Raw genomic sequence first — 12,434 nt, 5'->3', positions numbered from 1 at the left:
CAGGTGGGCGGCGGGTGACGGGTGCCCTTTAGGCTTCCTGTTGTGGGAAAGTCGCTTCGGAAAGAGGTCCCGTTGAGCTTCTGGTCGATCTACCAGCACGGCTTCGCGCGCGTCGCCGCGTGCACGGGCCACACCGTCATCGCCGACCCCGCCGCCAACGCCGAGGCAGTGCTGCGCCATGCGCGCCGGTGCGCCGAGGAGGGCGTCGCCGTCGCCGTGTTCCCGGAGATGTGCCTGTCCGGGTACGCGATCGACGACCTGCTGCTGCAGGACGCCATGCTCGACGACGTCGGGAAGGCGCTCGACACGATCGTGGCCGCGTCGGCGGAGCTGCTGCCGGTGCTGGTCGTCGGCGCTCCGCTGCGCCACCGCGACCGGGTCTTCAACTGTGCGGTGATCGTGCACCGCGGCCGGGTCCTCGGCGTCGTACCGAAGTCGTACCCGCCGAACTACCGGGAGTTCTACGAGCGCCGGCAGATCGCCGGGGGCGACGACGAGCGCGGCGGAACGATCCGCCTCGGCGGCGCGGAGGTCCCCTTCGGCGTGGACCTGCTCTTCGCCGCGCAGGACGTGCCCGGGCTCGTGCTGCACGCGGAGATCTGCGAGGACATGTGGGTCCCGGTGCCGCCGAGCGCGGAGGCGGCCCTCGCCGGGGCGACCGTCCTCGTCAACCTCTCCGGCAGCCCGATCACGGTCGGCCGGGCCGAGGACCGCAAGCTGCTGTGCCGCTCGGCGTCCTCGCGCTGCCTCGCCGCGTACGTCTACGCGGCGGCGGGCCTCGGCGAGTCGACCACCGACCTGTCCTGGGACGGCCAGACCCTGATCTACGAGAACGGGGCGCTGCTGGCCGAGTCCGAGCGCTTCCCGCTCGGCGAGCAGTACGCGGTCGCCGACATCGACCTCGACCTGCTGCGGCAGGAGCGGCAGCGGATGGGCACGTTCGGCGAGAACCGCCGCACCCACACCGCCCGCACCGCCGGCTTCCGCACGGTGCCGTTCGAGCTGGACCCCCCGGTGACCGACCTGGGCCTGCGCCGCCGCCTCGAACGCTTCCCCTTCGTGCCCGCCGACCCCGACCGCCTCGCCCTGGACTGCTACGAGGCGTACAACATCCAGGTCGCGGGCCTCCAGCAGCGCCTGGCGTCGATCGGCGGCCCCAAGGTCGTCATCGGGGTCTCCGGCGGACTGGACTCCACCCACGCGCTGATCGTCGCCGCCCGCGCGATGGACCGCGCCGGCCGCCCGCGCAGCGACATCCTGGCCTTCACCCTGCCGGGCTTCGCCACCAGCGACCACACCAAGGACAACGCCCACCGGCTGATGCGGGCCCTCGGCGTGACCGCATCCGAGCTGGACATCACCCCGACCGCACGCCTGATGCTGAAGGAGATCGGCCACCCCTTCGCGTCCGGCGAGCCGGTGTACGACGTCACCTTCGAGAACGTCCAGGCGGGCCTGCGCACCGACTACCTGTTCCGCCTCGCCAACCAGCGCGGCGGCATCGTGCTCGGCACCGGCGACCTCTCCGAGCTGGCGCTCGGCTGGTCCACGTACGGCGTCGGCGACCAGATGAGCCACTACAACGTCAACTCCGGTGTGCCCAAGACGCTGATCCAGCACCTCATCCGCTGGGTCATCAGCAGCGAGCAGTTCGACGAGGAGACCGGCAAGATCCTGGCCGCGATCCTGGACACGGAGATCAGCCCCGAACTCGTCCCCGGCGAGGAGATGCAGTCCACCGAGTCGAAGATCGGCCCGTACGCGCTGCACGACTTCACCCTCTTCCACGTGCTGCGCTACGGCTTCCGCCCCTCCAAGATCGCCTTCCTGGCCTGGCACGCCTGGCACGACATGGAGGCCGGCGCCTGGCCCCCCGGCTTCCCGGAGGCCGACCGCGGCACCTACCAGCTGCCGGAGATCGCGCGCTGGCTGGAGGTCTTCGTCCGCCGCTTCTTCGCCTTCTCCCAGTTCAAGCGCTCGGCGATGCCGAACGGCCCGAAGGTCTCGGCGGGCGGCTCCCTCTCCCCGCGCGGCGACTGGCGCGCCCCGTCGGACGGCAACGCCCACGCCTGGCTGCGGGACCTGGAGCGGTTCGGCCTGCTGGAGGAGGAGAGCAAGCAGTCGTCCTAGGCGGTTCGCGGCAGTCCGGGGTCTTCCGGCGCCGGGAAACGGGTGGCTCGCCAGGCGAGGGCGAACAGGGCGACCGAGAACAGCGAACCGAGGGCCAGCCTGGTGACTGGCCCCGTGGCGCCCGCCATGTCCGTGGGGTGGAGGTAGCACAGCGGCAGCAGCCAGGCGGCCGTACCGGCGAGGGCGCCCGCGAACGGCAGGACCGACGGCAGCACCTCGTCGTCGGGCCGCCGGTGCCGCCGCCCGCGCAGCCGCAGCAGCACCTGGGCCGCCGGATACCCCGCCGCCAGGCTGAGCACGGCCGTCGCGACGGCCACGCTGCCGCCCGTGACGACGTGCTCGTGCCAGTCGTACCGCTTCCCGGCGACCTCCATCACCTCGCGGTGCCAGACCGTCAGTTGGACCCGGTCACCGGCCCGGAACGCCCGGGCGGCATCGTCGGACACCCCCAGCCGGCCGGTCGGGGTGCCATGGGCGAAATACAGCCAGCTGGTCTGCTTCGGCCCGCGTGGATCCGTCCGGGAGACCACCGCCGGAAGGGTGGACAGGCAGTCGTACGCCCTGGCGTCGGACGTCCCGGCGGGGCAGGGCGCGGCCTTCTCCCAGGCCCGCTCGTACGCCGTGGCGGCCGGTACGAACCACGCGGCCGTGCCCGCCGCCGCGAGCAGCAGCAGACAGGCGCACAGCCGGGCGACCCAGCCGCTGCCCACGCTCTTGCCGGTGACATGGCGGACCCGGGTCGACTCGGGAGTGCCGTACCGACGGTGCATCCGGCGCAGTGCGGCCAGCCGTTCGGCGAAGGCGGGTTTGCCGTACGCGGCACTGGACGGCTGGGGCAGGAGCAGTCTGCGCCCGCCCCGCAGCGCCACCATGACCCGCCTGTTCTCGCCGCCCCGGGGCAGGGTCTGCACCCGGACCAGCAGATCCGCGACCTCCTGCCACGGCACGCTGCGGCGGCGCAGCAACGTCCAGGTGTGCAGCCCGTACGCGTCCGCGCGCGCCCAGCCCGTCGCCAGGTACAGCGACCACACGGCGGCTCCCACCAGGCACAGTCCGATGGTCGCCAGCACGAGGGGGACGGTGTCCGGCAGCACGCCCGCACACCCCAGTCCCCCTCCGGTGAGCAGTCCCCCGCCCGCCCCGATGACCACCGACCAGCGGACGCCGTGCTTCCAGGGGGACCGGCAGAGGATGTCAGAGCTGTTCACGCCCGCGATTGTGCCTCCGGGCGACCGGGGTGTTCTTGTGCCGGTTCCGGCAACGAAGGAGGGACCGGCGTTGCCTGGTGCAGGCGTCGGGCTACTTGAGGGAGGAGGCGAAGGCGGCCCAGGTGGCGGGGGTGACTTGCAGGGTGAGGTCCTGGGAGGGGGGCTGCTTCGAGTCGCGGATGTGGATGGTGTGGGGGCAGGCGGCGACCTCGACGCACTGGCCGCCGTCGCTGCCGCTATAGCTCGACTTCCGCCAGCCGACGGCGACTTCGAGGCACTGGCCGCCCTCGCTGCCGCTGTACGTCGACTTGAACCACTGAAGCGCTTCGCTGCTCATTGCTCTCCTAGCAGGCGGTCGAGCAGGCCCATCGAGTCCTGAGTGGTCAAGGCCTGTGTCCGCAGCATCGCATACTTGCGCGTCAGGCGAGACACCTCTTCTGCGTCGGAGACCCACTGGCTGCCGCGCTGCGATTCGGTGTAGGCGACGTTCTGGTGGTCCGGAGTTTCGAGGAGGGTGAAGGGGCCGTCCAGACCCGCGTGGCAGGGGCTGTCGAGCGGTAGTACCTGGAGTGAGACGCAAGGGAGTTCGGCCGCCTCGCGCAGGAAGCGCAGCTGGTTTTTGCGGACCTCCTCGGCGCCGACCTTGACCAGCAGTGCTGGCTCCCACACCACAAAACTCAGCGTCGGCGGACTCTTACGGCGCAGGATCTCCTGACGGTCGAGTCGCAGTCGTAGTGTCTGCTCCAGTTCCTCCTCCTCGTACGCCGGAACGCGGTTTTGCAGCACCGCGCGTGCATACGACTCGTGCTGGAGCAGACCCGGAATGACCAGGGTGTCGTACCACGACAGGGCGATCGCCACCTTCTCCTGGTCCATGTACTCCTCGGCCCACAACGGAAACTGATCCACCTCCGGCATGTTCTCCACCCCGGCGGCCAACGTCCCCTTCGTCCCCAGGCGTTCGTCGCACATCTCGGCGATGTTGTACTTCAGCGGCCGTCGGCCCTGCTCGATGCTGGCGATCGTCTCCTCGTCGATGTGCAGCTCCGCGCTCAGGCCCGACTGGCTCAAGCCCGCCGCTCGCCGGGCCGCCGCCAGTTGACGGCCGAGCATCTTCATGGCCGACTGGTTCTTCCTCCGTGTAGACGTCATGCGGCTGAACTCCCCACGCCTGCCCGAACACCACCCCGCAGCAACCCGTACAAACCATCTGTACGGGATCACGCACTGATTCAGGCTAGTCACCCTGCGCGACATTCGCCCCGTGAACGCGCACATTGAACTCCCCTTCCAACGCGACCAGTTCTACGGCCGCGCCCGCCGCTCCGTCCCCGCTGCCAGGCGGTTCACGGACTGGTCGCTGACCTACTGGGGACTGGCCGCATGGGAGCGGAGCGGCGACGTATCTCTCTGCGTGAGCGAGCTGGCCACCAACGCCCTCGTGCACGGGGTGCCGCCGGGGCGGGGCTTCCTCCTCCGGCTGCGCTACGACGGCTCCGTCGTCCGGGTCGAGGTGCACGACAGCGGGACCGGTGTTCCCGAGATCGCGGACGCCCCGGACGAGGGCGGACGCGGGCTGTTGCTGGTGTCGGTGCTGGCGGACAAGTGGGGTGTCGGGGAACGCGCGCCCGGCAAGCTCGTGTGGTGCGAGTTCGCCGCCCCCTGACGACCTCCGCGCACGATCGGCTCAGTTGTTCCAGGTCTCGTCGTACGGATCGTGCGGCACCGGAACCGGTCGCGCCGCGGTGACCCGCAGATACGGCACAGGCCCGTTGTTGACGGGGTCCCGCGCGAGCCGGGGCGAGTAGGTGCCGGTGACCTCCAGCCAGGCGTCCGGCCGCAGGACCGGCGGCAGGGTGCCGGTCAGGGCGATCTTCACCGGCTGGGCGTCCGCCGCACAGCAGTTGAGGGCCATGCGGACCAGGTACGGCGCGCCCGAGTGGTCCAGGGCGAGGAAGCCGGTGACGCGGACGGTGCGGCCGTGCAGGGAACGGCCGTGGCCGTAGGCGGCGCGGGAGGCGTAGTCGATCACCGAGAGCGGGGCGGGGTCGGCGGTGGGCAACGCGCCGTAGGCGTACGGCTTCTGCAGCGCCGTCCCCGAGCGCAGGGCGCTGTAGGAGCCGAGGGCGGGCGGGGCGACCAGGATGAGGGCGAGGAGGGGGAGCAGCAGCAGCCAGGAGATGCGGGGTTCGGGGTGTTCGTGACCGTGACCGTGGCCCTGCTCCTCGGCGGCAGCCCGGGCGCGCCGGCGCTCGTACCAGACCGTCGCCACCGCGGCCAGCACCAGCACCACGCCCGAGGCCAGCAGCAGCGGGCGCAGGCCGCCCTTGACATACCGGAGGTAGAGGCCGGTGCTGCCCGCGTGGAGCAGGGCGGCGCCGAGCAGGAACAGGACGGCGGCCTGGGCCTGGCGGTTCACAGCAGCACCACCGAGGTGAGTACGGCGCCCCCGACGGCCAGCGCGAAGGTGGCGGGGGCGAAGCGGAGCGCGAAGGTGCGGCCGAAGGTACCGGCCTGCATCGCGAAGAGCTTGAGGTCGATCATCGGGCCCACGACCAGGAACACCAGCTTGGCCGTCGGCGAGAACTGGGTGAGGGAGGCCGCGACGAACGCGTCCGCCTCCGAGCAGATGGACAGGAGTACGGCGAGGACGGCGAGGGCGAGAACGGAGAAGACGGGGTTTCCGGCCGCCGTGCGCAGCCAGTCCGCCGGGACCGCCGCCTTCAGGGTGGCCGCGGCCATCGCGCCGAGCACCAGGAACCCGCCGGCGTGCATGGTGTCGTGCCGCACCGAGTTCCAGAACGCCTCGCCCTTCGTCGCGCCCTCGTGCGCGCCGTGAGCGGGCGGGCGCAGCCAGTCGGTGCGGCCCAGCCGCTGCCACAGCCAGCCCATCCCGCACGCCACCAGCAGGCTCGCCAGGAAGCGGCCCAGCACCATCTCCGGGTCGCGCGGGAAGGCGACGGCGGTGGCGGTCAGCACGATCGGGTTGATGGCGGGGGCGGAGAGCAGGAAGGCGAGGGCGGCGGCCGGGGTGACTCCCCTGCGGACGAGGGCGCCCGCCACCGGTACCGACGCGCATTCGCAGCCCGGCAGCACCGCGCCCGCGATCCCGGCGACGGGGACGGCGAGGGCGGGGCGGCGCGGGAGGGCGCGGGCGAAGAACGACGGCGGCACGAACACCGCGATCGCCGCCGACAGCAGCACCCCGAGGACGAGGAAGGGCAGCGCCTGGACCGTCACCGCGACGAACACCGTCATCCAGCTCTGCATCGCCGGAGTGCCGAGGAGCCCGCGGATCGGGGACTGGGCCAGCACCGCCAGCAGCAGCGTCAGGGTCAGCACCAGCGGGGAGCTGAGCCGGCGGCCCTCCTGGGCGGCCGGTACGCCGGTGTGGGTGACCTCCGCTCCGGGCGGGGCTTCTTCGGTGATGGCCACGGGTGGATACCTCCGGCTGTGCTGGCTCCCTCCCCCTCAGTACGCGAGTCGTCGCCCGGGTGTTCACACCGTTGCTGGAACCACCCATCTCCTTGGGGCACTCTTTCCCCTCGTGGCGAGCGTTCCGTATCAAGGTGGGCCCAGTGCCCCGCACATGGTGGTGTGCGGTGACGACGGGCTCGCGCACCGGCTGGCCGCCGAGTTGCGCGGGGTCTACGGCGAGCAGGTCACCCTCGTGGTGCCGCCGAACGAGCGCACCGCCAGACCTCCGGTGGTGGGACGGGCCCGGTCCGCGTCGGCCGCGCTGTTCGACCGGGTGGTGAGCGCCGCGGTCGGCCGCGGCGGCACCGGGCCCGCGCACCCCGGGCCGGCCACGGGCACCGGCGGCGGGGGTGACGGGGGACGGGTGCTGGAGGCCTTCGAGGTCACCGAGGCCGTGCTCGCCGAGGCCGGAGTGGAACGGGCCGCCGCGCTCGCCCTCGTCTTCGACGACGACGAGACCAACATCCGGGCCGCGCTGACCGCCCGCCGGCTCAACCCCCGGCTGCGGCTCGTCCTCCGGCTCTACAACCGCCGGCTGGGCCAGCACATCGAGGAACTCCTCGACCAGGCCGCCGCGTTGGCCGCCGGTGACGGCGAGGGCGGCTCGGACGCGTCCACCACCGTGCTGTCCGACGCCGACACCGCCGCACCCGCGCTGGCCGCCACCGCCGTCGCCGGCACCAGCAAGGTCGTACAGACCGAGGGGCTGCTGCTGCGCGCCGTCGAACGGCCGTCGGCCGGATCCGGGCTGTGCACGCTCGCCCTGCTGTCCCCGCCGGGCGCGGATCCCGGGGGCGCGGATCCCGAGGGCGGCGGGGAGCAGGAGCCGCGGCTGCTGCCCGACGACGACGAGGTACGGCAGGCCGCCGGGCGGGCGGCCGTGGTGCTGGAACAGGTGTCGTCGGCGGGCGGCGGGGAGTCGGCCGCGCCCGGCCGGGGCGGGGTACCGCCGCTCGCCTCCCTCTTCTCCCGGCGGCTGCGGTGGTCGCTGGCGGGCGCGACGGCGTGCGTGGTCGCGCTCGCCGTGGCGCTGTGGGTGGTCACGCCGGGGATCCATCCGCTGCGTGCCTTCTACTACACGCTCCTCGACCTGTTCGCCATCGACAACCCGGCCATCGGCGCGCCGCTGGGCCGGCAGATCCTCCAACTCCTTTCCGGGCTCGTCGGGTTGCTGCTGCTTCCGGTGCTGCTGGCGGCCGTGCTGGAGGCGCTGGGCACCTTCCGCACCGCCTCCGCCCTGCGCAAACCGCCGCGCGGCCTCGGCGGGCATGTGGTGCTGCTCGGGCTCGGCAAGATCGGCACCCGGGTGCTGACCCGGCTGCGCGAGCTGAACATCCCCGTGGTGTGCGTGGAGTCCGACCCGGAGGCACGGGGGCTGGCGACCGCGCGGCGGCTGCGGGTGCCGGTGGTGTTCGGGGACGTCACCCAGGAAGGGGTGCTGGAGTCCGCGAAGATCCACCGGGCGTACGCGCTGCTCGCCGTGACCAGCGCGGACACCACGAACCTGGAGGCCGTGCTGTACGCCCGGTCCGTACGACCCGATCTGCGGGTGGTGCTGCGGCTGTACGACGACGACTTCGCCACCGCCGTGTACCGCACGCTGCGGGCCGCGTACCCGCACGCCCTGACCCGGAGCCGGAGCGTCACCCATCTGGCCGCGCCCGCGTTCGCCGGGGCGATGCTCGGGCGGCAGGTGCTCGGCGCCATCGCGGTGGAGCGCAGGGTGCTGCTGTTCGCCGCTGTCGATGTCGCCGGGCACCCCCGGCTGGAGGGACGCACGGTACGGGACGCCTTCCGGGCCGGGTCCTGGCGGGTGCTGGCGCTGGAGGGACGGACGGACACGGCGCCGGACCATGTGCTGTCGAAGGGGGACCGGGTCGTCGTCGCCGCTACCCGCAGAGGCCTCGCGGAACTGCGCTGACCCCCGCTCAGGAAGCGCCCAGGTGCCGGGCCGCGAAGTCCATCTCCAGTCTCACCTGCTTGATCCGCTCGTCCACCACCAGTGAGCCGTGCCCGGCGTCGTACCGGTACACCTCGTGGACCGCGCCTCTCGCCTCCAGGCGCTTGACGTAGTTGTCGATCTGGCGGATCGGGCAGCGCGGGTCGTTGACGCCCGCCGAGATGTAGACCGGGGCCTTGACCTCGTCGACGTAGGTCAGCGGGGACGAGGCCTCGAAGCGCTCGGGGACCTCCTCCGGGGTGCCGCCCAGCAGCGTGCGGTCCATGGCCTTCAGGGCCTCCATCTCGTCGTGGTACGCGGTGACGTAGTCCGCGACGGGCACGACCGCGATGCCCAGCGTCCACGCCTCGGGCTGGGTGCCGAGGCCGAGCAGGGTGAGATAGCCGCCCCAGGAGGCGCCGGTGAGGATCAGACGGGCGGGGTCGGCGAGACCCGAGGACACCGCCCAGTCCCGGACCGCGGCGACGTCCTCCAGCTCGATCAGGCCGACCCGGTGCTTGAGGGCGTCGGTCCAGGCACGGCCGTAGCCGGTGGAGCCGCGGTAGTTGATGCGGATCACGGCATAGCCCTGGTCGACCCAGGCGGCCGGGCCCGCGGCGAAGGAGTCGCTGTCGTGCCAGGTCGGGCCGCCGTGCAGGTCGAAGACGGTCGGCAGGGGGCCGCTCGCACCCGCCGGCTTCTGGATCAGCGCGTGGATACGGCCGCCGGGGCCCTCCACCCACACGTCCTCCACCGGCACCGACGGCGGGCAGGCCATGCCGGGCGGGTCCAGGACGACGCGGCCGGTCGTGGACCGCACCGCCGGGGGCTCGGCGGCCGACGACCACAGGTACTCCACGCTGCCGTCCGGGCGGGCCGTCGCACCGGAGACCGTGCCGGGCGGGGTGGGGATGCGGGTCAGCTCGCGGCTCGCCAGGTCGTAGCGGAACAGTTCGCTGCGGGCCTCGAAGCCGTGGGCGATGAGCAGGGCCGAGCCGTCCGGGTACCACTCGGCGCCGACGTCACCGGGGAGGTCCAGGGCGAGGTCGGTCTCCTCGCCGGTCGCCACGTCCCACACCAGCGGCTCCCAGCGGCCCCGCCGCTGGTGGCCGATGAGCAGGCGGGTGTCGCCGTCGACCGGTGCGAAGCCCAGCACCTCCAGGCCCAGTTCCTCGGTGCCGCCCTTGGTGTCGTCCAGTTCGGCGACCGGCGTGCCGTCCGGGCGGAGGACGCGCAGGGCCGCGTGCATGGCGTCGCCGTGCTCGGTGTGCTCGACGGCGATCAGGGAGCCGTCGTGCGAGAGGTCGCCGACGCCCGCCGACTCGCGGTGCCGGTAGATCTCCACGGGGTCCTCGCCCTCACGGGCGAGGTGGATCGTCGTACCGTCCTCGTCCGTGGAGCGGCCGACGACCGCGGTGCGGCCGTCGCGGGCCAGGGCCAGGCCGGCCGGGTAGGAGGGTTCCAGGCCGGGGACGGCGGGCTCGTCCGCCCCTCCCCCGAAGGGCTGGCGGCGCCAGATGCCGAACTCGTCGCCGTCCTTGTCGTCGAACCACCAGATCCAGGCGCCGTCCGGGGAGAGCACGCCGTCCGTCGTGCCGCTCGGCCGGAACGTCGCCTGCCGCTGCTCGCCCGTCGCACGGTCCCAGGCGTACAGCTCGTACGTGCCCGTCGCGTTCGACACGAACAGGGAGCGGTCCGGCGCGTCCTCCGCCCAGTCGGGCAGCGACACCCGCGGCGCCCGGAAGCGCTTCTCCCAGTCCGGCATGCCGGCCGCGTCCCGCGCACCCGGCTCCTTGCTCTCACTCATCGCCCCAGTCATGCGCCCATACTGCCCGGCCGCGCCGACAATTGGGTGGCGGGTGTGCGCAGCCTGTGGATAACTTCGCGGCCATGAGCACGAAGATCGACCCTCAGCACGCTCCCGACGGCTGGCGCGAGGACAACCGGGCCATGTGGGACGAGAGAGTTCCCGTGCACGTCGCCGGTGCGTACTACGACCTCGACGGCTTCCGCGCCCGCCCGGACGTCCTGCGGGACTTCGAGACGGCCGAGGTCGGCGACGTCACCGGCAAGACGCTCCTGCACCTGCAGTGCCACATCGGGACCGACACCCTGTCCTGGGCCCACCGCGGCGCCGCCCGCGTCGTCGGCCTGGACTTCTCCGCCCCGGCCGTCGAGGCCGCCCGCTCCCTCGCCGCCGACCTCGGCCACGGCCCGGAGCGCGCCGCGTTCGTCACCGGCGACGTGTACGACGCGGCCGGCGCCGTACCCGAGGCGTCGTACGACATCGTCTACACCGGGCTCGGCGCGTTGTGCTGGCTGCCCGACATCCGCCGCTGGGCCGAGACGGCGGCCTCGCTCGTCGCGCCCGGCGGCTTCCTGTACCTCGCCGAGTTCCACCCGATCACCGAGGCCCTGGACGACGCGACCGGCTCGCGGATCGTGCGCGACTACTTCCTCCGCGACGCCCAGGTGTGGGACGAGCCCGGCACCTACGCCGACCCGGACGCCGCGACCGTCCGCAACCGCAGCGTGCAGTGGCAGCACACCCTCGGCGACGTCGTCTCCGCGCTCGCCGCGACCGGGCTGCGCATCGAGTTCCTGCACGAACACGACGTGTCGCTCTTCCCGCGCTTCGACAACTTCGAGGTCCGCGACGGCTACCACCGCTTCCCGGCGGGCCACCCGCGCATCCCGCTGATCTACTCGCTCAAGGCCACCAGGGGCTGACCCGCGGGCGGGAACGCGGCGCGGGCGCCGTACCGTGGAGGGCGTGTACCGGTTTCTGCTGACACCCCGCTGGTGGGGCATCAACGTCTTCGTGCTGCTCGCCATCCCGTTCTGCGTCTTCATGGGGTCCTGGCAGCTGAGCCGGTTCGAGGGGCGCGTCCAGGACCACCGGGCCGCGACCGAGCAGGCCGCGTCCGACCGGCACCAGACCGCGCGCCCGCTGGAGTCGGCGCTGCCCGTCGACAAGGCCACGTCGGGCCGCCGGGTCACCGCGAGCGGGCACTACGGCAAGCAGCTGCTGGTGCCCGGCCGGCAGCTGGACGGCAAGAACGGCTTCTACGTCCTCACCCTGCTGCGCACCGGCTCCGGCACGTCGCTGCCGGTGGTGCGGGGCTGGCTGCCGGGCAGGGCGGACCCGGCGAAGGCGCCCGCGCCGCCGAGCGGTGAGGTCACCGTCACCGGCGCGCTGCAGGCGTCCGAGACGCCCGGGGACAACGGGGTCAGCGCGGCCGGCGGACTGCCGTCCGGGCAGACGGCGGCGATCAGCTCGGCGTCGCTGGTCAACCTGGTGCCGGACAAGCTGTACGACGCCTGGGTGACCCTCGACAAGGCCGACGCCGGGATGAAGGCCGTGCCCGCGACGGCGCCGGACGGTACCGGGCTGGACCTGAAGGCGTTCCAGAACCTGGGCTACACCGGGGAGTGGTTCGTCTTCGCCGGCTTCGTGGTCTTCATGTGGTTCCGGCTGGTGCGGCGGGAGGTCGAGGCGGCGCGGGACGCTGCGCTGGGCCTGGCGGTGGAGGAAGCACCGGCGCCCGTGGTCAGCGGCTGAGCGGTGCTCGGGCCCACCGGCTGAGCGCCGCAGGGGTGCAGGCCGTATGCCGAGTGCGGCGCCATCGTGGCCGGTCGCGCAGTTCCCCGCGCCCCTGACCAAGACCGGTCGTGCGGCC

11 protein-coding genes are annotated in these 12,434 nt (G+C 72.8%); 5 read left to right on the top strand and 6 right to left on the bottom strand.

What is annotated here, in order from left to right; all coding sequences use genetic code 11:
* Positions 1-72: 72 nt before the first annotated feature.
* Positions 73-2,130, top strand: coding sequence for an NAD(+) synthase (locus ABT171_RS15410; protein ID WP_351243780.1), 2,058 nt, complete (start codon positions 73-75; stop codon positions 2,128-2,130).
* Here ABT171_RS15410 and ABT171_RS15405 read toward each other — a convergent pair.
* From ABT171_RS15405 to ABT171_RS15395, 3 genes are all read right to left on the bottom strand, one after another.
* The gene (locus tag ABT171_RS15405; RefSeq protein WP_351243778.1) at positions 2,127-3,338 is read right to left on the bottom strand and encodes a PH domain-containing protein; all 1,212 of its coding nucleotides are present in this window, start codon (positions 3,336-3,338) and stop codon (positions 2,127-2,129) included. The genes ABT171_RS15410 and ABT171_RS15405 overlap by 4 nt on opposite strands.
* Positions 3,339-3,429: 91 nt before the next feature.
* Positions 3,430-3,675 carry a DUF397 domain-containing protein gene (locus tag ABT171_RS15400; RefSeq protein WP_351243776.1) on the bottom strand — a complete coding sequence of 82 codons (246 nt, stop codon included), beginning with the start codon at positions 3,673-3,675 and terminating at the stop codon, positions 3,430-3,432.
* Positions 3,672-4,457: a helix-turn-helix domain-containing protein gene (locus ABT171_RS15395; protein ID WP_351243774.1), complete on the bottom strand. Its 786-nt coding sequence runs from the start codon at positions 4,455-4,457 to the stop codon at positions 3,672-3,674. Before ABT171_RS15395 ends, ABT171_RS15400 begins: the two co-directional genes overlap by 4 nt.
* Before the next feature lie 145 nt (positions 4,458-4,602).
* On the opposite strand from ABT171_RS15395, the gene ABT171_RS15390 reads away from it, so the two are divergent.
* Entirely contained in the window at positions 4,603-5,004 is a 402-nt protein-coding gene (locus ABT171_RS15390; RefSeq protein ID WP_351243772.1) for an ATP-binding protein, read from the top strand.
* A 21-nt stretch (positions 5,005-5,025) separates the two neighbouring features.
* Here the strand turns inward: ABT171_RS15390 and ABT171_RS15385 are convergent, their stop codons facing one another.
* Together ABT171_RS15385 and ABT171_RS15380 are read right to left on the bottom strand one after the other, a co-directional pair.
* Positions 5,026-5,757 (bottom strand): TIGR03943 family putative permease subunit, encoded by a 732-nt coding sequence (locus tag ABT171_RS15385; RefSeq protein ID WP_351243770.1) that lies wholly within the window; start codon positions 5,755-5,757, stop codon positions 5,026-5,028.
* Positions 5,754-6,773: a permease gene (locus ABT171_RS15380; RefSeq protein ID WP_351243768.1), complete on the bottom strand. Its 1,020-nt coding sequence runs from the start codon at positions 6,771-6,773 to the stop codon at positions 5,754-5,756. The genes ABT171_RS15385 and ABT171_RS15380 overlap by 4 nt, the downstream gene beginning before the upstream one ends.
* A 154-nt stretch (positions 6,774-6,927) precedes the next feature.
* Between ABT171_RS15380 and ABT171_RS15375 the strand changes: the two genes are divergently transcribed.
* Positions 6,928-8,736 (top strand): NAD-binding protein, encoded by a 1,809-nt coding sequence (locus ABT171_RS15375; protein ID WP_351244130.1) that lies wholly within the window; start codon positions 6,928-6,930, stop codon positions 8,734-8,736.
* 7 nt (positions 8,737-8,743) lie between these two features.
* Here ABT171_RS15375 and ABT171_RS15370 read toward each other — a convergent pair whose 3' ends face one another.
* Positions 8,744-10,561, bottom strand: coding sequence for a S9 family peptidase (locus ABT171_RS15370; protein ID WP_351243766.1), 1,818 nt, complete (start codon positions 10,559-10,561; stop codon positions 8,744-8,746).
* Between the two features lie 83 nt (positions 10,562-10,644).
* On the opposite strand from ABT171_RS15370, the gene ABT171_RS15365 reads away from it, so the two are divergent.
* Positions 10,645-11,484 carry a class I SAM-dependent methyltransferase gene (locus tag ABT171_RS15365; RefSeq protein ID WP_351243764.1) on the top strand — a complete coding sequence of 280 codons (840 nt, stop codon included), beginning with the start codon at positions 10,645-10,647 and terminating at the stop codon, positions 11,482-11,484.
* Between the two features lie 43 nt (positions 11,485-11,527).
* Complete coding sequence (locus ABT171_RS15360; protein ID WP_351243762.1) at positions 11,528-12,316, top strand: SURF1 family protein; 789 nt, start codon at positions 11,528-11,530, stop codon at positions 12,314-12,316.
* The last annotated feature ends 118 nt before the right edge of the window (positions 12,317-12,434 follow it).

Source organism: Streptomyces sp. NPDC001851 (assembly GCF_040297165.1).
GTDB lineage: Bacteria > Actinomycetota > Actinomycetes > Streptomycetales > Streptomycetaceae > Streptomyces.
This window is presented reverse-complemented; position numbering and strand designations above follow the sequence as displayed.